The sequence below is a fragment of the Streptomyces sp. NPDC002793 genome (genome assembly GCF_040295485.1).
In the GTDB taxonomy this organism is placed as follows: Bacteria; Actinomycetota; Actinomycetes; order Streptomycetales; family Streptomycetaceae; genus Streptomyces.
This window is the reverse complement of record NZ_JBEOVL010000019.1, coordinates 80,355-105,803: the sequence shown is the minus strand read 5'-3', so window position 1 is coordinate 105,803 and position 25,449 is coordinate 80,355. Positions and strand designations below refer to the sequence as shown.

The 25,449-nt window shown below is 71.0% G+C and carries 19 protein-coding genes and 1 pseudogene; 13 read left to right on the top strand and 7 right to left on the bottom strand.

Translation table 11 applies throughout. The features are described 5' to 3' along the window. The first annotated feature begins 114 nt into the window (after positions 1-114). Positions 115-1,299: an MFS transporter gene (locus tag ABT001_RS20420; RefSeq protein WP_351279316.1), complete on the top strand. Its 1,185-nt coding sequence runs from the start codon at positions 115-117 to the stop codon at positions 1,297-1,299. A gap of 46 nt (positions 1,300-1,345) precedes the next feature. On the opposite strand, the gene ABT001_RS20415 is transcribed toward ABT001_RS20420, so the two are convergent. Continuing rightward, positions 1,346-1,522: an IclR family transcriptional regulator domain-containing protein gene (locus tag ABT001_RS20415; protein ID WP_351279313.1), complete on the bottom strand. Its 177-nt coding sequence runs from the start codon at positions 1,520-1,522 to the stop codon at positions 1,346-1,348. Between the two features lie 86 nt (positions 1,523-1,608). Then, a complete protein-coding gene (locus tag ABT001_RS20410) occupies positions 1,609-4,383 on the bottom strand; it encodes an AAA family ATPase (RefSeq protein WP_351279311.1) in 2,775 nt (924 codons plus the stop codon). Between the two features lie 177 nt (positions 4,384-4,560). On the opposite strand from ABT001_RS20410, the gene ABT001_RS20405 reads away from it, so the two are divergent. The 10 genes from ABT001_RS20405 to ABT001_RS20360 all read left to right on the top strand — a co-directional run bounded on the left by ABT001_RS20405 (position 4,561) and on the right by ABT001_RS20360 (position 17,471). Then, positions 4,561-7,284, top strand: a complete 2,724-nt coding sequence (locus ABT001_RS20405; protein ID WP_351279309.1) for a helix-turn-helix transcriptional regulator — start codon at positions 4,561-4,563, stop codon at positions 7,282-7,284. Between the two features lie 112 nt (positions 7,285-7,396). Next, positions 7,397-8,386, top strand: a complete 990-nt coding sequence (locus ABT001_RS20400; protein ID WP_351279306.1) for a polyprenyl synthetase family protein — start codon at positions 7,397-7,399, stop codon at positions 8,384-8,386. Between the two features lie 28 nt (positions 8,387-8,414). After that, complete coding sequence (locus ABT001_RS20395; RefSeq protein WP_351279304.1) at positions 8,415-10,445, top strand: tryptophan 2,3-dioxygenase family protein; 2,031 nt, start codon at positions 8,415-8,417, stop codon at positions 10,443-10,445. A gap of 127 nt (positions 10,446-10,572) precedes the next feature. Next, positions 10,573-11,595 carry a polyprenyl synthetase family protein gene (locus tag ABT001_RS20390; protein ID WP_351279301.1) on the top strand — a complete coding sequence of 341 codons (1,023 nt, stop codon included), beginning with the start codon at positions 10,573-10,575 and terminating at the stop codon, positions 11,593-11,595. A gap of 147 nt (positions 11,596-11,742) precedes the next feature. Beyond that, positions 11,743-12,921: a cytochrome P450 gene (locus tag ABT001_RS20385; RefSeq protein ID WP_351279298.1), complete on the top strand. Its 1,179-nt coding sequence runs from the start codon at positions 11,743-11,745 to the stop codon at positions 12,919-12,921. Between the two features lie 23 nt (positions 12,922-12,944). Then, positions 12,945-13,160, top strand: a complete 216-nt coding sequence (locus ABT001_RS20380) for a ferredoxin (protein ID WP_351279296.1) — start codon at positions 12,945-12,947, stop codon at positions 13,158-13,160. A 42-nt stretch (positions 13,161-13,202) separates the two neighbouring features. Continuing rightward, the gene (locus ABT001_RS20375; RefSeq protein ID WP_351279293.1) at positions 13,203-14,993 is read left to right on the top strand and encodes an FAD-dependent monooxygenase; all 1,791 of its coding nucleotides are present in this window, start codon (positions 13,203-13,205) and stop codon (positions 14,991-14,993) included. A gap of 2 nt (positions 14,994-14,995) precedes the next feature. Beyond that, a complete protein-coding gene (locus ABT001_RS20370; RefSeq protein ID WP_351279291.1) occupies positions 14,996-15,385 on the top strand; it encodes a limonene-1,2-epoxide hydrolase family protein in 390 nt (129 codons plus the stop codon). A gap of 2 nt (positions 15,386-15,387) precedes the next feature. Then, positions 15,388-16,581 (top strand): acyl-CoA dehydrogenase family protein, encoded by a 1,194-nt coding sequence (locus tag ABT001_RS20365; RefSeq protein WP_351279288.1) that lies wholly within the window; start codon positions 15,388-15,390, stop codon positions 16,579-16,581. Between the two features lie 74 nt (positions 16,582-16,655). Next, positions 16,656-17,471, top strand: a complete 816-nt coding sequence (locus ABT001_RS20360; RefSeq protein WP_351279286.1) for a transmembrane-type terpene cyclase — start codon at positions 16,656-16,658, stop codon at positions 17,469-17,471. On the opposite strand, the gene ABT001_RS20355 is transcribed toward ABT001_RS20360, so the two are convergent. The 4 genes from ABT001_RS20355 to ABT001_RS20340 form a co-directional block, all read right to left on the bottom strand. Further along, entirely contained in the window at positions 17,451-18,107 is a 657-nt protein-coding gene (locus ABT001_RS20355) for a helix-turn-helix transcriptional regulator (protein ID WP_351279284.1), read from the bottom strand. The two genes, ABT001_RS20360 and ABT001_RS20355, sit on opposite strands and share 21 nt — an antisense overlap. Positions 18,108-18,532: 425 nt before the next feature. Beyond that, a complete protein-coding gene (gene ispG, locus ABT001_RS20350) occupies positions 18,533-19,684 on the bottom strand; it encodes a flavodoxin-dependent (E)-4-hydroxy-3-methylbut-2-enyl-diphosphate synthase (RefSeq protein ID WP_351279281.1) in 1,152 nt (383 codons plus the stop codon). Beyond that, entirely contained in the window at positions 19,681-21,495 is a 1,815-nt protein-coding gene (locus ABT001_RS20345; RefSeq protein WP_351279279.1) for a 1-deoxy-D-xylulose-5-phosphate synthase, read from the bottom strand. The genes ispG and ABT001_RS20345 overlap by 4 nt, the downstream gene beginning before the upstream one ends. A gap of 12 nt (positions 21,496-21,507) precedes the next feature. Beyond that, on the bottom strand, positions 21,508-22,509 hold the full coding sequence (locus ABT001_RS20340) for a 4-hydroxy-3-methylbut-2-enyl diphosphate reductase (RefSeq protein WP_351279276.1): 1,002 nt from the start codon (positions 22,507-22,509) through the stop codon (positions 21,508-21,510). Between the two features lie 225 nt (positions 22,510-22,734). Between ABT001_RS20340 and ABT001_RS20335 the strand changes: the two genes are divergently transcribed. Further along, a complete protein-coding gene (locus ABT001_RS20335; RefSeq protein WP_351279274.1) occupies positions 22,735-23,508 on the top strand; it encodes an IclR family transcriptional regulator in 774 nt (257 codons plus the stop codon). Positions 23,509-23,511: 3 nt separating this feature from the next. Here the strand turns inward: ABT001_RS20335 and ABT001_RS20330 are convergent. After that, positions 23,512-24,045 (bottom strand): annotated as a pseudogene (locus ABT001_RS20330) (DUF3291 domain-containing protein); the annotation flags it as partial. A gap of 331 nt (positions 24,046-24,376) precedes the next feature. On the opposite strand from ABT001_RS20330, the gene ABT001_RS20325 reads away from it, so the two are divergent. Beyond that, complete coding sequence (locus tag ABT001_RS20325; RefSeq protein WP_351279271.1) at positions 24,377-25,309, top strand: AraC family transcriptional regulator; 933 nt, start codon at positions 24,377-24,379, stop codon at positions 25,307-25,309. The last annotated feature ends 140 nt before the right edge of the window (positions 25,310-25,449 follow it).

The following is a 25,449-nucleotide window of genomic DNA, read 5'->3' as shown; positions in this document are numbered from 1 at the left end:
CAACCGTATGCGGTGGGACCGGACGCGACCATATCCCTGTCGGTGCCACCCTTCCTGAGGGGCGCAAAGAACGGGATCTGGTAGCTGACCTGCGTGTATCCCACGATCGGGAGCATGCCTCCACCCCTCCTCGCCCTCGCCCTGACCGCCTTCGCCCTGGGAACCGCCGAACTCGTCCCCAACGGTCTGCTGCCCCTCATCAGCGACGATCTCGGGGTCTCGGTGTCCCGGGCGGGCTGGGTGACCACCAGCTTCGCGCTCGGTGCGATGCTCGGCGGCCCGCTCGTCGCCGCCGCCACGCTCCGCCTTCCACGCAAGCCCCTCGTGACGGCCCTGGCTCTCGTCTTCATGATCGCCAACGCCGTCACCGCCCTCACCGGAAGCCTGCTCGTGGTGTCCCTCTCACGTGCCCTCGCCGGAGCGATGCTGGGCGGCTTCCTCGGCATCGCCATCACCATCGCCGGCGGCATGGTCGAACCCAACCGGCGCGCCATGGCCATTGCCGTGGTCTTCACCGGATTCACCGTCTCCAACGTGATCGGCGTCCCCATCGGCAACCTCGTCGGGCGCGCGGCCGGCTGGGAGTCGGCCTTCTGGGTCGTCTCGGGCCTCGCCGCCGTCGGAGCGCTCGCCATGTGGGTCCTGCTGCCCGGCACCCCTGCGGGCGGCGACGGAGCGGGCGAGGACCGGGGGTTCACGGTCCTGCGCAGCGGGGCGCTGTGGGCCGCGTTCCTCGCCATCGCGCTCAGCTACGGCGGCCTGTTCGTCGTGTACACCTACATCGCCCCGTACCTCACCACCGTCACCGGCGTGTCCGCCGGATCCGTCACCTGGCTGCTGCTCCTGTTCGGAGCGGGCCTGATCGCCGGCAACACCCTCGGCGGCCGCTACGCCGACCGCTCGGTGTCCCGCACGGTCATCGTCATCCTCGGCACACTGATCGCCGGGCTGCTGGCCCTGTGGGCGCTGGGCTCCGTGCTGCCCGCCGTGCTGGTTCTCCTGGTGCTGCTCGGCGGCGCGGGCTTCGGCATGGTGCCCCCGCTGCAGTCCTACGTCCTGCACATCGCCGGCACCGCGTCAGCCCTGGTCTCCGCGCTCGCCGCGGCGTCGTTCAACGGAGGCGTCGCCCTGGGGTCGGCGGTCGGAGGCCTGGCCCTTGATCGCGCCCCCCACTACCCCGCGCTTGCCCTGGCCGGCGCCGCCATGACGCTGCTCGGGCTGGTCGTCTTCCTGCTCACCCACCGGCACCACGTCCGCCGAGCCGCCCGGCAGGGCGATCCGGTGGCCCGGCCCGCCTGAACCGATCCGGGCCCCAGCCGCGCACTCGCTTCCCGCACCGGCCCGTTCAGAGACGCCTGGCCACGTCGGAGGCCGCCTGCCGCACCGCGGGGGCGAAGGCGCGCAACTCCTCGGGGCCGACCAGGAAGGTGAGCGCGGAGACCGAGACGGCGCCCACCGGGTAACCCTCCCCGTCGAGTACCGGAGCCGCCGGCGAGCAGCGTCCTGTCGCTGAGATGCTCAACGTCCGGTACGGCGACGGGACAGTGCTGCGGGCGAGCCTCGACGGCCGAGCGGCAGCACCCGGCGGGTGAACCGTGTCCGCCCGGTTCAGGGGCGGTACTCGTCCGTCAGCATCGCCGAGGCGAGCTCGACGCGGGAACGGTAGCCGGTCCGCTTGAAGAGCCTGCCCAGTCTGCCTTCCACACTCTTCTCGCTGCTGCCCAGCACGGCGGCGAGTTCGCGGTTGGTCAGGCCCTCGGTCACCAAGGTGGCCAGCAGCCGCTCGTTCTCCGCGATGACGACGCCCCTGTGCGGCACGGTGACGCCACGCTCGCGCATCAGGTTGCGCAGCTGTGCCCTGCGCAACAGCGCGCCCAGGCCGCCGTACAGTGCGTACGCCTCGTGCAGCAGCCGGGCGTCGGCCATGTCGTGACGGACCACCACGGCCATCGTGTCGGCCAGTTCCAGCGGCTGGCCGCGCTGCCGGGCGAGCTGGACCGCCGCCGCCGCGGCGGCGCGGTCGTGGTGCACCGTCGCGGTGGCGAGCAGGTGGCACACCCGGGCCAGGCCGGTGCCGATCAGCTCGGCCGTCCTGCGCGTCTCGTCCACGCACCCCTGTGCCGCGGGCAGGTCGCCGCGGGCCAGTTCCAGCTCGGCCATCCTCAGCCACAGGACGTCCGTGCCGACCACCAGGCCTCGCTCGACAGCCTGCTCCAGACCGCGGGCGACGACGCGGCGGGCGCGTTCGGCGGCGCCCAGGGCCTCGTCCAGGAGTGATTCCGGCCCAGCCAGCAGATGGAGCATCACGGGCTGTACGGAGCGTGCCCGCTCGATCACCGAGCGGGCCTCGGTGAGCCGGCCGCGCGCACCGAGGATGATGCTCGTCTCCCGGGTCACCAGGGTGTGGCTGGGCATGTAGCCGACGGAGAGTCCGGTGGCCAGGCCCAGCCGCGCCAGATCGAGGGCATGGTCCCAGCGCCCGCTCTGGCTGTCGGCCACGACCTGGTCGGGCACCGTCCGGTATCCGGCGGGCAGTTCGTGAGCTGTCAGCAGGCGGTCCGCGCGGTCCCGCTCGCCGAAGGCCAGCAGTGTGCGGGTCAGCTGTCGCAACCGCTCGAAGCGGTACCGTGCTCCCGACGTCCACAGGGGCCAGTCCGGTGGATCGGCCACGGCGCGGTCGAACGGCCCGGTCCGGCCCAAGTACGCCCCGACGCACTCGCTGATGAGCAGACCCCAGGCTGCGACATCGTTGTCCTCCTGCAGGACGCGCTGTTGGGACGCCAGGTGTTCGTCCGCTTCCCGCCACCGGTCCAGGTGGCACAGTGCGACATGGCGGGTCAGGACGCGGTGCAACTCCCCGCCCGGCAGGGAGCGCCAGTCGTTGTCGCAGAACTCGGTGAGCGCCGCCGTGTCCAGGGTTCCGGCCAGCGCGACGACGTAGGCCATCTCCGTCTCGAACAGCGACTGGGAGCTGATGAGATGGGCGTACTCGGACAGCACTTTCCACGCGCTGTCGATGGCTTCGGTGAACCGCAGATGGACGCAGCAGGTGGCAGCGTGCCTGACCAGTGCCTGAGCGCGTTGTCGCGGTTCGGTCATCAGCTCGACGGCGGCGCGCAGCCAGCGCTCCGCGGAGTATCCGTCGTCCAGCATGGCGGCGGTGCCCCGGGTGAGCAGTTCACCGGCCGCCCGCCGGGAGTCCACGAACCGTCCCGCCACCACGAGTTGCTCGGCCATGTACCGGTCGTCGGCCGCGGCGTCGCCCGCCCAGATGGCGGTGACGGCCAACTGGGCGAGTCTGCGCCGCTCGTAGGGGCCGAGGCAGCCGGTCAGGGCGGAGGTGAGCAGCGGGAGCCGGAACCTCCAGTGCCCCTCTTCCGGTTCCTGCCGGAGCACACCTTCGGCGCACAGCTCCGACAGCGCGCCTCGCACCTCTTCCTCGTTCCGGTTCACCGCTTCGGCGATCAGCCCGACGGCCGCTCCGCCCAGCGGGAGGAGTACCGCCGCCGCCTTGGCCACCGGCCAGACCGGAGCGCCCAGCCTGCGCAGGTACTCGATCGGCGGCAGGTCGACGGGCAGTTCGGGCGGCCGGTCCGGCGAGGTGAGGTAAACGTGCCGGTCGAACACGTAGAGTCCTCCGGTGCGCTGGTGCCCGGCCAGGGCGGCGAGCACGGCGGCGGGTCTGCCGCGGCACTCCCGTTGCAGGTAGGAGAGCAGCGCTGCCGTGGGCCTGGCCTGCAGTCTCCGGGCGATCAGGGCACTGATCTCCCGCTCGCGCAGTGGACGCAGCGGCACCACCTCGGCGAGGGAGGCGGCCCGCAACTGCTCCACCGCGGCCCGGTCGCCCGCCGGGTCGGCCGGTGACGGGCGCACCGTGCAGACGAACGTGACCGGGCCCCCCGCCAGCACACGGACGAGAGACAGCAGTACGGCGCGGGAGCCGGGGTCGGTCCAGTGCGCGTCGTCGATGAGCACCGTCAGTTTGTCGCCCGTGGTGAGTGCCGAGCGGAGCTCGGCGGCGACCTGTCGGCCGGCCTCCGCGAGCGGCGCCGTGGCCGAAATCTTCGCTGCACGCCGGACGTCACCGCCCCGGTGGAGGACGGCCACTTCGGCGGAGAGCCGGGAGACCAAGGAGTAGGGGCGGTCGCGCTCGTTGCGCGCGACCCGGAGGGACAGGGGGGTGAGCCCCCGCGCGGTCAACTCGTCGCGGACCGCGGTCAGTAACGAACTGCGTCCCATGCCGATGGGGCCGGTGACCAGGACGAGCGGTGCCGAGTCCGGTGAGGCGGCCAGGTCGACGACCTTCGCCACGACAGCGTCACGGCCGAACGGCGCCTGTGCCGACGAGGCCGTGTCGGGCGCACGGCGCCAATTGTCGATCATGCTTCCAGTATGCCCGCAGCGCCCGGCCGGCAGGCGGCTGAAAAGTATATGATCGGAGGGCGTTGCTGATTGTGGTGTGTGTCAACAAGGCTTTAACCGGTCGGAGTTGGTCATGGTGACCGGATCAGGCGGCCTGTGGGCCGCAGCCGCGCGAGGCGTCACAGGAGGAGCGGGCAAGTGGGCCGAGCGCGTGCCGTGGTGCGGGGCAGGGACCATGAACTGACAGCACTGCGCACAGCGCTGGCGTACGACGGCGGACGCCTGATCGTCCTCGACGGACCGGCCGGAATCGGAAGGACCACACTGCTGGACGCGGTGGGCCGGCTGCTGACGGCGGACGGGGTGCGGGTCCTTCCGCTGCGGCTGGGCACCGGTCCGGACGGTGGCGGCGACACGTTCGCCCTCGCCGCGCTGCTGCGCGCCGTGCGCGAGCGGTTCGAGGAGTTGCAGGAGACCGGGCTGGCCGAGGCGCTCAGTGCGGTGGCCCACCTGCATGACGCGGGTGGCCAGGACAGCGGTGGATGGACGCCGTCCATGGTCGCCGCGCTGGGCAGCCTGTTCGACACCCTCGGCCGGCAGGAACGCGTCGCGGTCCTCGCCGACGACGTGCACGCGGTGGCCGAACCCGCCCTCGTGCTGAGCGCGGCCCGCCGGTCCGGCTGCCTGGTCGTGGCGACCTGTGAGGAGGGCGCCGAACGCGGCGCGGGCCTCGCGGAGCTGCTGACCGACGCCGACCAGATGATGACGATCGGTCCGCTGGCCGACGACGTCGCGGAGTCCCTGGCCCGTCGCGCACTGGGTGCCCGCCTGGACGAGGCGGTGCCGACCGCCCTGCGCACGGCGCTGGGACCGCTGTTGGGCAACCCCGGCACCGTCCTAGGCACCCTCGAGGAGCTGCGCGGAGGCGGTCGGCTCATCGCCTTCCGCGGCCGGCTGTGCCTGAGCTCGCCGTCGGAACCCGTCGCACTGCCGGCCGACCACCCGCTCCTGCGCCGTGCGGCCGCGCTGGGTGATCCCGCGGTCCGGCTCATGGGCACGGTCGCGGTCCTGGACGGCCTCGACATGGACGACCTGCCACTGCTCGCCGAGATCCTCGGGGCCGAGCCGGTCGACTGCGGCCGGCTGCTCGACCTGCTGATCGAGGCGGGGGTGCTGACGGCCGACCCGGCGGGCCGGATCTCCTGCCTGTGCCCCGCCCTGGCGGCCACCGCGGCTGGCCGCTTCGGCGCCCGCCAGGGCATCGCGCTGCACGCGTCGATCGCCGAGCGGTTGCTGGCCCGGCAGCGCGAACAGGGGGGCGTCGACCCCGCGGCCCTCGCCGACCACATCGCGCACGGCGGAGCGGCCGTGGCGCTCGACGACGACATGGTCGGCCGACTGCTCGACATGAGCTCCGCCGCCGAGCAGGAGGAGCCCGAGCGCGCCGTCCTGTGGTACTCGGCAGCCCTGCGCCGCCTGCCGCCGAAGGGGCCCGAACACGCCCATGTGCTGTGCAGACTCCTCGTCCTGGTCGTCCGGACAGGCCGGTACGAGCTGCTGCGCGAGGTGCTGACCCGGTATGCGGAGCACGGCTGCGCCGAGAAGTCCCTGAAGGAGATCCGGCTCGCCGCCGTCCTCGTCGCCCTGCACACCGGCGAGCCGCCCGCCGAGCGTGCCGTACGGGCGCTGCTGGACGCACCGTTCCCGGGCCGCGGGCCCACAGCCTTCTCGGAGTGGTGGTTCGGCCGCCGTCTCGCTCCCGGCGCGCGTCAGCCGGTGCCCCCGGCCGCGGTGCGCGCCGGGGCGAGGGCCGGGCGGACGGACATGCTCAGTGCCGCACTCTGCGGTGACGTCGACGCCTGCGAGCGTGCCTGGTGGAGCTCGGGCGGCACCGCGCCCTCCCCGGAGCTGGACCGGTTGCACCAGGCCGCGTCGGTCGCCGACATGGCTGATGTGGCCAGACTGGTGATCGGCGCCGACTACCAGGTGCCGGTGACCGGCGTGCTCGGCGCCTACCACCGGGTGGTGCGCGGCTACGCCGACGCCGACTGGGCGCAGGCCATGTCCGCGGTCCGGGAACTCGAACTGTCCGGTACCGAGGACACACTGGCCCACCACGCGGCACGCCTGCTCGCCGCGGACATCTGTGCCGCCCGCGGCGAGTTCGCGCAGGCCAACGAGTGGATGGCCGTGGCGGCGCCGGTTCGCAGGTTCGCGGTGATGCGGACCTGGGTGCGCGTCGGGCTGGCAGCCAGGACGGGCGACGACGGCCAGGCGGTGCGGGTGGCGCTGCTCGCCGGACCGAGACTGCGCCGGGCCGGGCTGGGAGCGGGTCTGTCCTTCCTGTTGTCACGTGCGGTGCGGATCGCGGTGCTGAGTGATGACCACGAAGGCGCGGCGGAGCTGCTGGCGGAGGTCGAACTCCTGCCGCAGGAGGGCCGTGCGGACGAGCGGGAGACCCTGCTGCTGGCGCGCGGCCTGGTCATGCGGGACCTGGGGCACGCCCGGGCAGCCATCGACATGACGCGCGCGAGGGGGGATCTGCCCGCACTGCTGGAATCCTGCCTCGCCGTCGCCCGGTTCGCCGAGGATCCGCGGCCCTGGCTGCGCGAGGCCCACACCCTGGCCACGCGGTGCGGTGCGTCGGCGCTCCTCGAACGCGTCCGCGTGGTCACCCGTGAACGCGGCGTTCCGGCCCCGCGCGCCCGCGGCCGGCGTGACGCCCTGGCCGTCACCGAACAGCGGATCATCGAGCTGATCGGAGAGGGCCTGACCAACCGGCAGATCGCGTTGCGTCTGCAGCTCAGTGAGAAGACCGTGGAGAACTACCTGACTCGCCTGTTCGCACGCACCGGCTACCGTTCACGGGTCGAGCTGGCCGCGGCCAGCCTGAGCGGACGGCTCACACGACCCACGGTCTGAGAGCCGCGGCGCCCGGTCCGCCGGGGCCGAAGATGCCAGAGTGCGGTCCCACTCGGGCCCATGCGGAACAGCGTTGACGACAGCCGGATACGGCGTGCCTAACGTCGTGTGCATGACCGACATGGATGTGCCTCAGGTCGCGGATCGCGAACTGGCAGCGATTGTGGGGGCCGAGGTCGAGGGCCGGTGGCCGGACGACGTTTCGGGCCTCGACGAAATAGTTCGCTACGGACTGGTGCCTTTCGGGAAAATGATGGGGCCCTGGCTGGTGACCCACTCCAGCCTGGCGGTGGGTGGCGACATAGTGACCGTCCTGCCCGCCGCGGTGGCCGTGGAGTGTATCCAGGTCGGAGCGATGATGCACGACGACATCATCGACGACGACGGAGAGCGGCGCAGCAAGCCCGCGGCCCACACCGTGTACGGGCAGCCGACGGCGATCGTCGGGGGGGACGGCCTGTTCTTCCACGGCTTCGCCGCTCTCGCCGAGTGCCAGGAGGCCGGCGCGCCCCCGGAACGGGTGGCGCAAGCGCTGGTGGTGCTCTCCAAAGCGGGCCTGCGCATCGGGGACGCGGCCATCCGGGAGATCCGGATGAGCCGTGAGATCTGCTCCGTCGACGGCTATCTCAGCATGATCGCGGACAAGAGCGGTGCCCTCCTGTGGATGGCCTGCGGCGTCGGCGCCACGCTGGGCGGCGCGGACGACACGGCCCTGCGGGCACTCAGCCAGTACAGCGACCGACTGGGCATCGCCTACCAGATCCGCGACGACCTCATGGCCTACGACGGCACACGGGCGGGCAAGCCGAACGTCTCCGACGTCCGCAACGGCCGGCCCACCCTCCCCGTACTGCTCGCCCACGAACGTGCTCCCGCGGCGAAGCGCCGACGCATCGAGCGACTGCTCGCCGACACAGCCGTACCGGTCGAGGAACGCTACGAGGCCATGGCCCAACTGGTCCACGACCACGACGGCGTGCCGGCGGCGCGAGAGGTGTCGCACCGTTACGGGGAGACGGCCGGGAAGGCGCTGGAGGTCCTCCCGCCCGGCGTCCACAGGGACGCGCTGACCGATCTCACCGTGCCGGGGCGCCTGGTATAGCGCGGACCGAATCCTAGGAGCTGGGCCGATGACCTCCCCGAACTACGCGACATATCTGCACCTCGACGAACTGCTCGCCCTGCAGCGCCCGCTGACACCGGTCGGACAGCAGGACCTCAGTGACAGTGAACGGCTCTTCATCGTCGTGCACCAGGCATCCGAGACCCTGCTCAGCCAGGTCCTGGTCGACCTGCGGCACATCGACGCCGACCGGTGCGAACGGCAGTGCCACGACCGGCGCGTGGAGCGGGCGACGCGGCTGGTGGACTCCCTGGAGGGACAGCTGACGCTGCTGCGCCACACGCTGCCCCGGGAGGACTTCATGCTCTTCCGGGACCGGTTCGGCACGGCGAGCGGGCTCCAGTCGAAACAGTTCCACGAAATGTTCGGCCTGGTGAAGAAGTTGACGAGACGTGGTGATGAGGACCGCACCCCGTCCGACGTCCGGCGGCTGACCGAACTGGGCGACGCCGTACGCCGGTGGCGGCTCACCCACCTGGAACTGGTCAGTCACATGCTCGGCGACCTGCCGGGCTCGGCCGAGACCTCCGGACTGCGCTTCCTGGCCGCCCGGCTGGACGACACCTCCGAGGACGGACCGGCCGGCGCCGACCGGGTGCCCGCCGCGTCGCGACGGGGGCCGGACACCGAGGACCTCACCGACAGCCGACCGCTGCCCGCACCGCCCGTACGCTCCGGCCGGTCCGGGCAGGGACACGTGGTGGTGATGGGAGGCAGCGTCGCGGGGCTGCTGGCCGCACACGTCCTGGCCGACCACGCGGAACGGGTGACGATAATCGAACGTGACCGGTACGAGGACACCCCGGGGCCCCGCGCCGGTGTGCCGCAGTCCCGCCACACCCATGTCCTGCTCACCAGCGGCATGCGCGCCCTCGACGAACTGCTGCCCGGTCTGCTGTCCGCCATCGAGGACTCCGGGGCGCCGCGGCTCGCGATACCCGGGGACCTCGGAGTCTGGCAAGGGGGGCAGTGGGTCTCCCGCCGCAACCCGTCCCAGCCCATCATGACCCCGTCCCGCCCGCTGCTGGAGCACCACATCCGTCGACGCGTCCTGGACGACTCCCGCATCGACGTCCGCACAGGCGTGGAGGTGACCGGCCTGCTCGGCCGTCCAGGTCACATCACCGGCGTCGCGGTCCGGGACCGGGACGGCGACCCGCACACCCGGCTGGAGATCGAGGCCGACCTCGTGGTGGACGCGACCGGCCGCAGCAGCCGTACCCCGGGCTGGCTGGCCGACATGGACGCCCCGGTGCCGGCCGAGGAACTCGTGGAGACCGGGCGGGCGTACTCCACCTGCGTCTTCCACGCCGATGACCTGCCCGAGGACCTCAGCGGCTTCTACATCGTGCCCGACGCCGACCAGCCCCTCGGCGCGATCATCCTGCCCGCCGAGGGCGACCGCTGGATGGTCACCCTGTCCGGGCCGCGCGACCAGGCACCGCCCGGCGCCACCGAGGACTTCGTCGACTTCGCCGGCCGACTGCCCCACTCCGCCCCGCACAAGTGGCTCAGCTCGGCGCGGCCGGTCGGCCGGCCCGTGGGCTACCGGCACACCTCCAACCGGCGCCGCCGCTACGACCGCCTGGGACGGGACCACAGGGGACTGCTCGTCGTCGGGGACGCCTTCTGCGCACTCAACCCCGTCTACGGACAGGGCCTGTCCGTCGCCGCCCTGAACGCGCTCGCCCTCGGAAAGGCGCTGGCCGGGGACCGGGCCCTCTCCGCCAACGCCCTGCAACAGACGGTACTGCGCTCCTCCCGTTGGGCGTGGGAGGTGGCGACGGGCGCCGACAGCCCGATGCCGGGCGTCACGGGCAACGCGGTGCGGTCCGGGCCCGTCGCCCGGCTGCTGAACCGGTACCTGGCCCGCGTGCGCGCTCACGTGCCCCACGACCCGGTCGTGTGCGGAGCCAACCGTGACGTCCTCTTCCTGCTGGCTCCGCCCCGCACGCTCGTCACCTCCCCCGAGGTACTGCGGCGGACCCTGCGGAGTCCTGCCGGGCGGACGATCTCGCCCGACCTTCCCACTCCTTGACCATCACCAGCCGACAGCGAAGGTGCACCATGCGACACGCCAGCGTGCTCCCGGACCGTCCGGGACGGGGCCGGTACCGAACCGGGCCCCGGTTCCCCCTCCAACGAGCGGACGGCCGGTGGACTTCATGACGACGACGATCCGAAGCCTGACCGCCGTCCTCGACACCGGCCGCACCTTGCTCGAACCCGCCCTGCGCGACGCCGTGGATGTGCACCTGGGTCCGGAGATGAGCAGGATCGCGCACTACCACTTCGGCTGGGCGGACGCCGAGGGCCGCCCCACCGGAACCTGGGGCGGCAAGATGATCCGCCCCACCCTGGCGCTGCTGTCGGCCAGGGCGGCCGGCGGCGCCGCCGCGGACGGCCTGCCCGCCGCGGTGGCCGTCGAACTGGTGCACAACTTCTCCTTGCTGCACGACGACATCATGGACGGCGACGAGACCCGGCGGGGCCGGGCGACGGCGTGGACCCTCTTCGGAGTGCCGGGCGCCATCCTGGCCGGTGACGCCATGGTCACCGCGGCGACGTCCGTACTGATGAACGCGCCGGGTGCGGGCGCCCGGTCCGCCACCCTGGCGCTGATGACCGCGACCCAGCGGATGATCGACGGCCAGTCCTCCGACGCCGAGTTCGAACGGCGCGAGGACGTGACCCTCGCCGAGTGTGTGCGCATGGCCGGCGACAAGACCGGCGCCCTGCTCGGAAGCGCCTGCGCGCTGGGCGCCGATCTGCTGGGCGCCGAACGGAACATGGTCGAGCGGCTCGGCGCCTTCGGCGAACACGTCGGTCTCGCCTTCCAGCTCGTCGACGACCTGCTGGGCATCTGGGGCGACCCGGAGCGTACGGGGAAGCAGGTAGGGGCCGATCTGCGGGTCCGCAAGAAGTCCCTGCCCGTGGTGGCCGCGCTCGACTCGCCCGGAACGGATGAGCTGCGTGCCCTGTACTTCCGCCCGGAACCGCTGACCGAATCCGATGTCCGACGGGTCACCGAGCTCGTGGAACGGGCGGGCGGACGGGACTGGGCGCGCGACGAGGCGGACCGCCGGATCACCGCGGCGAAGGAGTGCCTGTCCGCCGTCGACATCCCCGACGACGTGCGCCGCGACTTCCAGGAGATCGCCGGGTTCGTGGTCGGCAGGCGGCTGTAGAGGGGAGACCACACCCCCTCACGCCGAGTGTCGCGACGCGCTCTCCGAGCGGCGGCCCGGCTCGGCGAGCGCCTCCTCCCCTCCTCCGTCCCGGTGGCCCCGGCCACCCCTCGAACGCCTTCCTCCCCAGACCAGAAAGGTCGCCCCATGACCGAGCCGACTACCATCCCCATCGGCGGACGGGCCGCCGGATGCCCGTTCGCCCCCGTCGCCGAGCTGTACGACGCGCAGAAGGACGACGAGCTGAGCCGCGTCAAGGTGCCCAGCCCGATGCTGGGCGAGTTCGACGCGGTGGTCGTCACCCGTTACGACGACGTCAAGAACGTGCTGGCGGACGACCTGCTGCGCATGGGCGGCTCCATGCCGCACCAGCCGGGCAACCTGCTGGGCTACGACGGCCCCGAACACACCCGGCTGCGGCGCATGCTGACCGCGTCGTTCACCACCAAGCGGGCGCGCGAGCTGAGGCCCGGCATCGAGGCCGCCGTCGATTCCGCACTGGACGCGCTGGAGGAGGCGGGTCCGGGCGCCGACCTGGTGCAGGTCTTCAGCACCCCGATCCCGACGCTCGTCATCTGCGACCTGCTGGGGGTGCCCTACAGCGACCGCGAAGGGTTCCAGCGCCGTACCGCTCTCGCGCTGGACTTCAGCCAGAGCCGCGAGAGCCAGATGGAGAAGGCCGCCGAGATGATGGCCTACATGGCCGGGCTCGTGGCGCAGCACCGGAAGGACCCGGGCGACAACGTACTGGGGCGCGTGGTGAGTGACTTCGGCGACCAGCTGAGCGACGAGGAGCTGGCCGGCATCGGCAACATGCTGCTCATCGCCGGGCACGAGACGATCGCCAACACCCTCTCGGCGAGCGTCGCCCTGCTGTTCCAGCACCCTGAGCAGCTCGCTGCGGTGCGCGACGACCCCTCGGTGACCGACGGCGCGGTCGAGGAACTGCTGCGGTACACCGCCCCTGCCACCGTCCTGCCGCGGCAGGCGGCCGGGAACATCTGCGTGCGCGACCAGGAGATCAAGGAGGGTGAGCACGTCGTGGCGTCCGTACTGGCCGCCAACCGGGACCCCGGCACGATCGACGGGGACGACGCGGACCTGGACAGCCTGGACGTCCGCCGGACCCCGCACCGCCACCTCACCTTCGGCTTCGGCCCGCACCAGTGCCTGGGCCAGCAACTGGCGCGCATGGAACTCCGCGTCGCCCTGCCGGCCCTGTTCACCAGGTTCCCCACGCTGCGCTCGGCGGTCCCGCACGAGGAACTGGACTACCGCACCAACGCGTTGGTCTTCGGCCTGAACGCCCTGCCGGTCACCTGGTGACCCGCGGCGGGAGGGAGACGACCGTGAAGATCGAGGTGGACGACAGCAGATGCCGCTCCATCGGGAACTGCGCGCTGTACGCGCCGGCGGTCTTCGACCAGAACGACGAGGACGGCAGGGTGACGCTGCTCGACGCGATGCCGCCGGTCCACGAGCACGCACAGGTCCGGGAAGCCGCCTCGCGGTGCCCGGCCTCGGCCATCGCCGTGCACGAGAACACGTCGGCCCACGACGGGTGACCCGCTCGGCCAGCAGTCCGTCCGCAGCTCAGAGGGAAAGCGATGTTTGACATAGAAGTGCCTGTTCTCCTGGTCGGCGGTGGCGGCTGTGGACTCGCCGCGTCGGTCTTCCTGTCCGACGCGGGGGTGCGCCACCTGGTGGTGGAGCGCCGCGAGTCGACGTCCGTCCTGCCCAGGGCGCACTATCTGAACCAACGCACCATGGAGATCTTCCGGCAGCACGGCATCGCCGACGACGTCTACCGGATCAGCTGCCCGCTGCCGAACATGAGCGAGGTGGCCTGGCGCACCTCCCTGGGCGGCGACGGCCCGGCGGACGGGCGGGAGCTGCACCGGATGGACGCCTTCGGCGGCGGCAGCACCGCCGGCCCCTACGCCGCCGACAGCACGGGACCCTCGACCAACCTCCCGCAGCACCGGCTCGAACCACTGCTGCGCCGGCACGCGGAGCGACGGGCACCCACCAGCCTGCTGTTCAACCATCAGATGGAGGAGTTCACCCAGGACGAGAACGGGGTCCGGGCGCGGGTGACCGACCGGGTCACCGGTGAGGTGGGCACCGTCCGGGCCCGGTACCTGGTGGGCACCGACGGCGGCAGGAGTGTCGGGCCTTCGCTCGGCATCCCGATGGACGGGGCCGGCGGCGGGTTCACCATCATCTCGGTCCACTTCAGCGCGGACCTCTCCCGCTGGTGGAGCGACTCGGTGCTGATGACCCACATCTTCGGTCTCGACGGCGAGGTCTCGGTACTCGTCGCGTCGGGGCCCGACTGGGGCTCGGCGTCCGAGGAGTGGGCACTGCACTTCCGGGTACCGCCGGGCACGACCGCGGGCGACCTCGAGGCGGAGGCGATCACGACCCGGGTGCGGGGGCTGCTGAAGCTGCCGGAGGACCTCGGCGTACGGATCCACCATGTGAGCGAGTACCGGCCGGAGGCGGTGGTGGCCCGGTCGTTCCGGTCCGGCCGTGTCCTCCTCGCGGGCGATGCCGCGCACCGGCAGCCCCCCGCCGCCGGCGGCGGCCTGAACACCGCGATCCAGGACGCCCACAATCTCGCCTGGAAGCTCAGGGCCGTGCTCGACGGCCGGGCCGGCGACGCGCTGCTCGACTCCTACGAGGCGGAGCGGCTGCCCGTCGCCCGGCGGAACGTGGACTGGGCGATGGGCTGTCTGCTCAACTACGGCCTCCTGTTCGCGGCCCTCGGCATGGCGCACGGGAAACCGGCGGCCACCGAGGCCAATATCAGCGAACTGCTGAAGGACACACCGATGGGCGAGACCCGGCGCTCCGTGGTGCGGGAGGTGTTCGGCACCCAGCGCATCGAGTACCAGGCACACGACATCGAGCTCGGTCACCACTACGAGGCCGGTGCGGTGCTCCCGGACGGCACCCAGCCGCCGCCCCGGGACCCGTACGGCGCGGTCTACCGGCCGACGACCCGGCCGGGGCACCGGCTGCCGCACGCATGGCTGAGGCGCGGCGACACCAGGGTCTCCACGCACGACCTGGTCGGTGGTGACGGCGGCTTCGTGCTGATCACCGGGCCGCTGGGCGAGGCATGGGCGTCCGCGGCGAAGAAGGCCGCGAGCACCCACGGGGTGGAGCTCACCGTGGTGCCCATCGACAACGAGCCCGATGGGGTGGGCCACTGGGACGCCGAGGGCGCCTGGGCCGCGGTGCGGGGTATCGACGACGACGGCGCCGTCCTGGTGCGGCCGGACCAGCACGTGGCCTGGCGCAGTGCCCGGGGGAGCCGCCACGCCGACCAGGAGCTCGGTGCGGCGTTCGACCGTGTACTCGGCCGGTCCGACGCCACGGACGACGGGAGATGACCATGCCTGCCACCGACGGCGAGCGTCTCGTCCACGACTTCCTGACGTCGATGGGGCCGGCCCCGGCAGATGTCCGGGCGGCCGTGGACCGCTACCTGACCGACGACTGCGTGTGGGAGAACCCCGGCTCCCCGGTGTGCCGGGGCAAGGCGGAGATCGTCCGGCTCCTGCCACCCGACTTCGCGCGGCTGGAGGTGAAGTTCCGGCACCTGGCCACGGCCGGGGGAGTCGTCCTGACCGAGCGTGTGGAGAACATGCTCCGCGTCGACGGCACCCACCTCGCCCTGAACCTGAAGGTGATGGGGGCCTTCGAGCTGCGGGCCGGCCGGATCAGTGCCTGGCGGGACTACTTCGACTTCACCCATCTCATCACCGAAAGCCCGGAATGGTGACCATGACGAACATCCGAACGGACCCGACGGAACTGCGGACCGAACTGGTGGACAGGGTCCACAAATTCGGGCCGGTCTTCGCGGACGGCGTCGCCGAGGGGGAGCGGGAGCGGCGGCTGCCCGACGCCACGGTCCGGGCCATCGACCAGTCGCAGCTCGCCATGATCTGGACGGCCAAGGCCTACGGCGGCCTCGAGGCCGACGTCCGGACGATGAGCGAGGTCGCCAAGGCCCTCTCCCACTACTGCCCGTCCACCTCGTGGGTGGTCAACAACATCAACGGCTCCAACCTGCTCGCCGCGAAGTTCCCGCAGGCGGCGCGGGACGAGGTGTTCGGGGACGATCCCGGCGCCAAGCTGGCGTCGATCTTCGCGGCCGCGGGCACCGCGGTGCGCACCGACGGCGGCTATCTGCTCTCGGGCACCTGGCCCTACGGCACCGGCATCCTGCATGACGACTGGGCGATCCTGGTCGCCCGGGAGCTGGGTGCCGACGGAGAGCCCGTCGGCGGGTTGTCCGTGCTGGTGCCCGTCGCGGATCTGACGATCGAGGACACCTGGCACACCGTCGGTATGCGCGCCACCGGCAGCCACACCGTCGTGCTCCGGGACGCGTTCGTCCCCGAGCACCGGGTGATCCCCGCCGAGTTGCAGCGCGGGCGGGAGAACACCACCGACGACAGCCTGCCGCCGCTGTTCCGCACCGCGGCGATCGCGGCCATGGCCGTCGTCTGCGCGTCCGTGGTGCTCGGCGCCGGCCAGGCGGCCCGCGCCTTCGTCGTGGAGAAGGCGCCCACCCGGGGCATCGCGCCCACCAGCTACACCCGCCAGACCGACTCACGGACCTTCGTGTCCTCGCTCGGCAGGACGGCTCTGTCGATCGACGCCGCCGAGATGCACGTGAACCGGGCCGCGACCGTGCTCGACGAGGCGGCCCAAGGGGCCGTCGCGCTCCCGGAGAGCGAACTCCTGCGCATCCGCGGCGACGTCGGACAGGCGGTCGCCCTGGTGACCACCGCGCTGGACGAACTGCTGTGGGCGCACGGTGCGGCGTCCTTCGCCGAGTCGAACCGTTTGCAGCAGTACTGGCGGGACGCCAACACCGCGGCCCGCCACGCGATGCTCAACGTGCACGTCGGTCACGAGCTGTACGGCGGGTCGTACTTCGGCCTGGAGCCCGTCGTGCCCAGTCTCTGACCCGTCTCCCGCCCGCCCGTCCGTGCCGCCCGTCCGTCCCGCCCGTCCCGTGCTCCGACCCACGAGGAATCCCCATGGCCTGGTTGCCCCCCTTCCTTATCCCGATGTCGGAGGTCCCACCGGTCTCGGTGGGGGCGGCCGATGTCCCGGACGCGCTGTTCGCGGCCGTCGCCGGGCCGACCGCGCTGGGCTGGATGGTGACGTACGTCCTGGCGATCCGGCAGGGGGCCCGGGACGGGCGCGTGGGAATCCCCGCCTACCTGGTGGCGGTCAACATCGCCTGGGAGTTCAGTCTGACCTTCCTTCTGGAGCAGACGCCGACCCAGCGACAGATCAACTTCCTCTGGCTCGTGTTCAACGTCGTCCTGCTGTACCAGGCACTGAGGTACGGGCCGCGCGATCACCCCACCCTGTCGGCGCGGGTCTTCCGGTGGACGCTCGCCGGTGTGCTGGTGTGGGCGTCGGTGGTGGTCATGGTCGGTGCGAACGAGTTCCACGACCTCGACGGCATGTACACCGGAATGATCATCCAGGTACCGCTGAGCGCCTCGTTCATCTACCTGCTCAGGAGGCGCGGGTCCAGTGCGGGACAGTCGATGTACATCGCCGTCGCGAAGACCGTGGGGTCGCTCTTCGCCGGGCTGACGGCCGTCGTGGTCTACCCCTCCCACCACCTGCTTCAGGTGCTCGTGCCGACCTACGTGGCTCTGGACATCGTCTACATGGTGCTGTTGCGCAGGACGATGCGCCGGGAGGGACGGCCGCCGTGGGCCTTTCGCGCTCAGACGGCCGTCACCGGGGCTCCGAGGGGATCCTCGACCACGGGTTCCGGGACCGGGCCGACGCCCCGTGCGGGCGTCGGCCCCCGGTCAGATGACGCCGCTGCGTAGGGCGTACGCCACCGCGTGAGGCCGGTTGCGGAGATTCAGGCGTTGGGTGACCCCGAAGACGACCCGTTTGACAGCCCGTTCGGACAGGCACATGCGGACGGCTATCTCGGCGGTGTCCAGGCCCTCCGACATCAGGCGCAGCACGTCGATCTCCCGGGGGGTCAGCCCGGAGGTGTGCAGGCCGTGCGGTGAGAGGACCTCACGCTGCATCCGCTCGAACTGCCGGAGCAGTTCGCCCAGCAGCTTCGCGGGGAGCACGCCCCCGCCGGCCGCCGCGGTCAGCACCGCCTCCTCGATGCGGCTGCTGGTGGCGGCGGCCCGCGGCAGTACCGCGACCACGTTGCACTCCACCGCGGTCAGCAGGTCGGCACGGTCGATCTCCGACGGGATGAGCACGACCGGTATGCGTAAGGAGTTCTTGAACTTGCGCAGTAGCGAGGTCACTTCCACCGTCATGCGCTCGGTGACGACCACAGCCACGTCTGCGGGACCGGGGTGGTCCACCGTGACGACTTCAATGTTCGGCGCGGCGCCGAGCTGACTGCTGACCGCCGAATGCGTCAGAGGATCCGGTGCGCGGACCAGTGTTCTCACCGGACGTATCGCGGTTTCGGCGGTTCTGGTGTTGGTGATCATGGCAAGCCTCCAGGAAATAAGCAGCGCGGCATCTGGAGCATTCGTTCCTGCCCGATTCGGGTGCGGGGCTGCCCGAATCGGTTTTGTTTTTCGCTTTCCTCTTTTTGCGCGGCCTCGTCCGCTCAGTGTGGCCGGAAAGTGGGGGTGGCCAGGGGGGATCGACAACAGGGCCGGGCGTGCGGGCCGCTGGGGGAGGTGCGACGGAAGCCGCTCCGGCGCTGCCAAATCTCCGTTACCCGTAGCGAAGTCCGCGTCCGGGGCCCGTTTAGCGTCAATCGATGTACTGCGGTCACGTCAAAACTCCCCGAAAGTGGCCCGATATGGTCATTGGCAGTCGGAAAGGCGACGTCAATGACCTTACTGGGGTCCACTTCGGGGAGCCGAGTGATCTACCTGTTTCTGTTCCTCCAGGGGGAATCCCTCATTCAGCCGGCGACGACCGTGACGGAGCCTCCCGCTTCCCGCTCCATCGTCTCGGCGAGGTTCATGGCCTCCTCGATGAGGGTCTCCACGATCTTCGACTCCGGGACGGTCTTGATGACCTCACCCTTGACGAAGATCTGACCCTTGCCGTTGCCGGACGCCACTCCGAGGTCGGCCTCGCGCGCCTCCCCGGGACCGTTCACCACACAACCCATGACGGCCACCCGCAGGGGTACCTCCATGCCCTCCAGGCCGGCGGTCACCTCCTCGGCGAGCTTGTAGACGTCCACCTGCGCCCGGCCGCACGAGGGGCAGGAGACGATCTCCAGCTTGCGGGGTCGCAGATTGAGCGACTGGAGGATCTGGGAACCGACCTTGACCTCCTCCACCGGCGGCGCCGAGAGGGAGACGCGGATGGTGTCACCGATGCCCTGGCGCAGCAGCGCGCCGAAGGCCACAGAGGACTTGACGGTGCCCTGGAACGCCGGCCCCGCCTCGGTGACGCCCAGGTGCAGCGGGTAGTCGCACTGCTCGGCGAGGATCTCGTAGGCGCGGATCATGACCACGGGGTCGTTGTGCTTGACCGAGATCTTCAGTTCGTGGAAGTCGTGCTCGGCGAAGAGCGACGCCTCCCACAGCGCGGACTCGGCCAGCGCCTCCGGGGTGGCCTTCCCGTACTTGCGCATCAGTCGTGCGTCCAGTGACCCGGCGTTCACCCCGATACGGATCGGGGTGCCGTGGTCCTTGGCCGCCCGGGCGATCGCACCCACCTGGTCGTCGAACTTCTTGATGTTGCCGGGATTGACACGTACCGCGGCGCAGCCGGCCTCGATGGCGGCGAAGACGTACTTGGGCTGGAAGTGGATGTCGGCGATGACAGGGATCTTCGACTTCCGGGCGATCGCGGGCAACGCCTCGGCGTCGTCCGCGCTCGGGCAGGCGACGCGGACGATGTCGCAGCCGGCGGCCGTGAGTTCGGCTATCTGCTGCAGGGTGGCGTTGATGTCGGCCGTGACGGTCGTGGTCATCGACTGCACCGAGACGGGGTGGTCGCTGCCCACCCCGACCGCTCCGACCCCCAACTGGCGGGTCTTACGGCGGTCGGAAAGCGTGATGGGCGGCAAAGCGGGCATTCCGAGCGCTACCTGGGTCACCGTGGTGTCCTCTCCCGACGAGATGCGGGTGCGTGTGATGTCGCCGTGGCGTTGTGGAGGGCGAGCGCGGTGTCGGCGACGGACCGCGCGCTGAGACCGTGTTCGGCGAGGATGTCCGCTCGATCACCGTGGTCGAGGAACGCGCGGGGCAGCCCCAGAGCATGCACCGGCGTGGGTACCCGGGCGTCGGCGCACGCCTGGGCCAGGGCCGCGCCCACGCCGCCCGCACGTACCCCGTCCTCGATCGAGAGGGTCAGCCGGTGCCGGGCGGCCAGATGGGTCAGGACAGGATTGACCGGCAGGACCCAGCGGGGGTCGACGACCGTGACACCGATACCCTCCTCGGCCAGCAGCTCCGCCGCGCGCAGCGCCGTCCCCGCGAGCACACCGGTGCTGACGAGCAGGACGTCCAGCGGCCGGGACCGGGTGCGGTGCAGGATGTCCACGCCCTCCATACGGTTCAGGGCGGGGATCTCCGGGCCGGCCCCTCCCTTCGGGAAGCGCAGTGCCGTGGGGCCGTCGCGCGTGTCCAGCGCCTCGTCCAGCAGTTCCGTGAGGCGTGCGGGATCGCGCGGCGAGGCGACACGCATGCCCGGCACCGTCCCCAGCAGGGCGAGGTCCCACATGCCGTGGTGGCTGGGTCCGTCGGGACCGGTGACGCCCGCGCGGTCCAGGACGAAGGTCACCGGCAGTTCGTGCAGGGCGACGTCCATCATGATCTGGTCCACCGCCCGGTTGAGGAAGGTGGCGTACAGACAGACCACCGGGTGCAGGCCGCCCATGGCCATTCCCGCGGCGCTGGTGACCGCGTGCTGCTCCGCGATGCCGACGTCGAACACCCGGTCGGGGAAGCGCTGGGAGAACCGGTGCAGACCGACCGGTCGCAGCATCGCGGCGGTCAGCGCCACGACGTCGGGCCGCGCTTCACCGACGCGTTCCATCTCACCGCCGAACGTGCCGGTCCACGACGGCGACGAGCCGCCCCGCGACCGGCCCGTCGCGGAATCGATGACACCGATACCGTGCATGCGGTCGGCCTCGTCGTTCTCGGCGTGGGCGTATCCCCGGCCCTTCTCGGTGACGCAGTGCACCACGACCGGACCGCTCAGTTCCGTCGCCCGGCGGAACGCCTGCTCGACGGCGGCGATGTCGTGCCCGTCCACCGGGCCTATGTAGGTGAAGCCGATGGTCTCGAAGAGGTTGGGCCCAGGGTGCCGACCGGCACGCAGGGCGGTCAGATGCTCGGCCAGCCCACCGACCGTGGGGTCGTAGGAGCGGCCGTTGTCGTTGAGGACGACCACCACGGGACCGGCGCCGCGGCCGAGGTTGTTCATGGCCTCCCAGGCCATGCCACCGGTCAGCGCGCCGTCGCCGGTGACCGCGACCACGCGGCGGTGGTCCTCGCCGAGCAGCCGCTGTGCCTTGGCCAGGCCGTCCGCGTAGGACAGGGCTGTGGAGGCGTGCGAGTTCTCCACGAGATCGTGCTCGGACTCCTCGCGGAACGGATAGCCGGACAGGCCCCCGGCCACGCGCAGTGAGTCGAATGCGGTCTGTCGGCCGGTGAGCATCTTGTGGACGTAGGACTGGTGTCCGGTGTCGAACACCATCCGGTCCGTGGGGGAGTCGAACACCCGATGCAGCGCGATGGTCAGTTCCACCACGCCGAGGTTCGGGCCGAGGTGTCCGCCGGCCGCGCAGACCTTCTCGACCAGGAACCCCCTGATCTCACTCGCCAATGTGGGCAGTTGTTCCGGACGCAGTCTCTTGAGGTCCTCGGGGCCGGTGATACGGCCGAGCACAGAGAATGACACGGCTCTCCTCGCTCAGCTGGGTCGGCCGTCCGCCGGCCGCCGCGTGTCGCCACGCACCGCCGAGGGAAGGTCGAAATGTATGTTCTCGCGGGTGATCTCGCGTTCTTCGACGCTGACAGGACCCAGGGCTTCCAACCAGGTCACGACCTCCGTCACCAGGGCGGGCGGCGCCGAGGCGCCGGCCGTGAGCCCTACCGTCCGTACGCCCTGAAGCCACTCCGGCCGGATGTCGGCGGCACGGTCGATCAGCTCGGCGCGAGTGTCCTCGCGACGCGCCATCTCCACCAGGCGGACCGAGTTGGAGGAGTTCTCCGAGCCGACGACCAGGACGAGGTCCGACTCCGCGACGATCGCCTTGAGTGCGGCCTGCCGGTTGGTGGTGGCGTAACAGATGTCGTCGGACGGTGGTTCCTGGAGCAGTGGGAATCTCTCCCGCAGAGCGCCGACGACCTCCGCGGTCTCATCGACGGCCAGCGTGGTCTGGGTCAGGTATGACACGTTCCGCCCGTCGGCTCCGGTCAGTGCGCGTGCCTCCTCGGCCGTCTGGACCAGCACCATGGACTCGGGCGCCTCGCCGAGGGTGCCCTCGACCTCCTCGTGTCCCGCGTGTCCGACGAGGACGACGGTGTCACCCCGGGCGGCGAAGCGACGCGCCTCGGCGTGCACCTTGGCGACCAGGGGACAGGTTCCGTCGATCACGTCGAGACCACGCCGGTCCGCCTCCTCACGCACCGCGGGTGAGACCCCGTGCGCGGAGAACACCACCGTCGAGTCGTCCGGCACCTCGTCCAGTTCGTCGACGAACACCGCACCGCGCTCGGCGAGGTCGTCGACGACGGTGACGTTGTGCACGATCTGTTTACGGACGTAGACAGGTGCGCCGCGGGACTCCAGCGCCCGCTCGACGATCTCGATGGCCCGCTCGACACCCGCGCAGAAGGATCGAGGACCCGCCAGCAGGACGCGGCGGGTCACACCGCTGTCCTCGTACTTATCCGAGCTCACATTAGCCACGCCCCGGAGATTAGGGAGGACGAGGTCCCGCCCTCAACACCCGTTTCCACTTTCCGGAACGGGCGTGGAAACCGTTGCCCCGGACCGCCCGGCACGGGCCACGGCTGTCAAAAGGGCCTGATGCCGTGGCCCCACGGGACAACCGGCCCGGTTGATCTTGAGTTCGCCGTCCGCGCGCAGGTAAGCATGGACCGGTTGGATGCGACTCAGCGACGGGAGTTCCGCGTGGACGACGAGCGAGATCCTCCGGCGCCCGGATTGGCGGGAGGCCCGCTGCGCAAGACGCTCGCCGTCCTGGAGGTGCTGGCCGAGTCGGCACGGCCGCTGACCCTGTCGGAACTGTCGCGCCTGGTGGACCTTCCCAAGTCCACGCTGCACCGCCTGATGAGGGTGCTCACCGACAACGGCCTCGCGGTGCGGAAGGAGTCGAAGTCCTACGAACTCGGCACCTACCTGCTGCGCTTGGCGGCCACCAGCGGTCCTGCTTCGGCGCAGTGGCACAACTACCCGATCACTCCCTTCCTGATCGAACTGTTCCAACTGACGAACAGGATCGTCAGCCTCGGTACGCTGTCGGGCACCAAGGTCCAGCACGTCGGGACCCTCTACGGCCAGGAACACGTCCGTCTGGCGATGGCGCTGCGGCAGCCCGTCCCCGCCCACCGCTCGGCGGCGGGCAGGCTCCTGCTCGCGATGGCCCGGCGGAACCCCGCCGACATCTTCGCCACCACGATGCCCGGCTCACGCATGATCCCGGCCAGGACGGACGCGATGCGGCGCGAGTTCGAACAGATCCGGCGGACGGGACTGTCCTACGCGAGGAGCGAGCACATTCCCGAACTGGTCGAACTGGCCGCCCCCGTCCGTCTGGGCCGGGCCGGGCCGATGGCCGCGATCGTGGTGGCCGACACGGTCACGAACCGGGACCTGCGCAGCGTCGCACGGGCCCTGCTGGACACGGTGGACGCCATCGAGCAGGACCTCGTCGCCGCGTGCTGAACGCTCCTTGGGACCGGCCGGTGTTCCGCCCGGCTCGAACGAGTGGGGGAAGGTGAAGGCGTACGGCGCGGAGCCGTGGTCGTGGAGGTGTTCCAGCCTGGCGACCCCGTCCTGCCAGGTGGGTATCGTCCCCTCGGCGACCCACCAGCACACGTGACCCGGATGTCCCGTCCTCTCGAACCAGTCGTGACGCCTGCTGAGCGCCGCGCGGTGCAGACCGGTGTGGACGGATTCGAAGGCGGACCGGAGGTCGGTCCAGAGCGAGAGGGTCGCGGCCAGGGCGATGGTTTCCGCGGTGCGGCCCTTCCCGTACCAGGCCGGTACGGCGAACTCTCCCCACTCACCCCAGTCCGAGTCGAAATCCGTCCGTGCGCCCAGGCTGCGGTCCGCCGCTTCGGCGCGAGCGACATATCCGGGGTGCCGGCCGATCTCCTCGTAGACGGCTCGGCCGCTCTCGTGGAACTCCCGCGTGAGAGGGGCGGGATCGGCGAGGGCCGATGTGAGGACACCGAACGTGTACAGAGCAAGGTGCGGCATGCGTTTCTCCCTGGCCGAGGTGCCTGGTGCGGACGTCCCTGACGCTCCCGCTGTCCGGGCGTGGGGGCGGGGAACTGCGAGCGGCGCCGAATGTCTGGAGAAGGTAGCCCCGACCTCGGGCCCTGTCGAAGTTGCCTTTTCCCTGTCCGAGTGGCCTCCCACGCTCGTACATCTCCCCTCCCGCAATCACCCTCGGTCACTGTGCTCAGTTCGGGAGTCGGAGGCCGCCGCGAGTGGCGTCGCTGCGCGTGCTGCCCCTATGGAGACGGCGGGCAGGACGAACCCATAGGTAAAAGGCTGAAACGCCTGCGAGATCGTCTAACGTTGCTCCATGGACGCCTTCGAAGACATGTTCCGTAACGTGCGGGCTCAAGGGTCGTTGTTCGGCAGCTCAACCGTTACCGCCCCCTGGGCGTTGCGGTTCGTCGACGGCGCGCCGCTGACGCTGTGCACCGTGCTCGAAGGGTCCGGGTGGATCCTTCCGGAGGGGCGCCCGCCCGAGCACCTCACGGCCGGTGAAACGCTGATCCTGCGCGGACCCGCGCTGTTCTCCTTCGTCGACGGGATCGACACCGCGGCCGAACCGATCGAATGCGGGGAGAGCTGCGCGACGCCTGATGAGGGCGGGACCTACCACCGGCTGGGCTGGCACGACGCCGCTCCGGGCGACTCGAACAGCGCGACGACGCTGGTCACCGGCGCCTACCCCGTCCGCGGCGAGATCGGCCGGCAACTGCTCGACGCGGTGCCCGACGTCCTGCGTATCGCGGGCGACGGCACGGTCGACGCCGTGCGAGCCCTCCTGGCCGCGGAGGTCGCGGTCGATGCCCCGGGCCAGCAGATCGTGCTCGACCGGCTTCTGGACTGGATGCTGGTGTGTTCCCTGCGCGACTGGTTCGACCGGCCCGGCGGCAACCCCCCGGCCTGGTACACCGCACACCGTGACCCGGTCGTCGGGCACACACTGAGGCTGCTGCACGAAAAGCCGGCTGCGCCGTGGACGGTGTCCTCCCTGGCCAAAAGGGCTGGGGTGTCACGCGCCACCTTCGCGAAACGCTTCACCGACCTGGTCGGCGAGCCGCCGCTGACGTTCCTCACCCGCCGGCGAATGATGATCGCAGCGGACCTCATGCGGGAACGGAGGACGGCGACCCTCGCCGAGATCGCCCGCGAGGTCGGCTACTCGGACGCCTTCGGCTTCAGTGCCGCGTTCAAACGCATCCGCGGCGTCAACCCGACGGAGTTCCGGCGTGAACTCGTATAGCTTCCCGACCCCGGCAGCCCTCACGCCGCAGACGAATGGACAGGCTCTTCGGCTTCCTGCCCATGGGATCGTGCGGCCGGGTCGGGTTGCCTGGAGATCATGAGCGTAGACATCCAAGTCCGGCTGGGCTTCCTCCCGCA

Bases quoted from the DNA above. Each gene is read 5' to 3' on its own strand.
- ABT001_RS20420 (WP_351279316.1), top strand. From the start codon at position 115: ATGCCTCCACCCCTCCTCGCCCTCGCCCTGACCGCCTTCGCCCTGGGA.
- ABT001_RS20410 (WP_351279311.1), bottom strand. From the start codon at position 4,383: ATGATCGACAATTGGCGCCGTGCGCCCGACACGGCCTCGTCGGCACAG.
- ABT001_RS20400 (WP_351279306.1), top strand. From the start codon at position 7,397: ATGACCGACATGGATGTGCCTCAGGTCGCGGATCGCGAACTGGCAGCG.
- ABT001_RS20395 (WP_351279304.1), top strand. From the start codon at position 8,415: ATGACCTCCCCGAACTACGCGACATATCTGCACCTCGACGAACTGCTC.
- ABT001_RS20390 (WP_351279301.1), top strand. From the start codon at position 10,573: ATGACGACGACGATCCGAAGCCTGACCGCCGTCCTCGACACCGGCCGC.
- ABT001_RS20385 (WP_351279298.1), top strand. From the start codon at position 11,743: ATGACCGAGCCGACTACCATCCCCATCGGCGGACGGGCCGCCGGATGC.
- ABT001_RS20375 (WP_351279293.1), top strand. From the start codon at position 13,203: ATGTTTGACATAGAAGTGCCTGTTCTCCTGGTCGGCGGTGGCGGCTGT.
- ABT001_RS20370 (WP_351279291.1), top strand. From the start codon at position 14,996: ATGCCTGCCACCGACGGCGAGCGTCTCGTCCACGACTTCCTGACGTCG.
- ABT001_RS20365 (WP_351279288.1), top strand. From the start codon at position 15,388: ATGACGAACATCCGAACGGACCCGACGGAACTGCGGACCGAACTGGTG.
- ABT001_RS20360 (WP_351279286.1), top strand. From the start codon at position 16,656: ATGGCCTGGTTGCCCCCCTTCCTTATCCCGATGTCGGAGGTCCCACCG.
- ABT001_RS20355 (WP_351279284.1), bottom strand. From the start codon at position 18,107: ATGATCACCAACACCAGAACCGCCGAAACCGCGATACGTCCGGTGAGA.
- ABT001_RS20325 (WP_351279271.1), top strand. From the start codon at position 24,377: ATGGACGCCTTCGAAGACATGTTCCGTAACGTGCGGGCTCAAGGGTCG.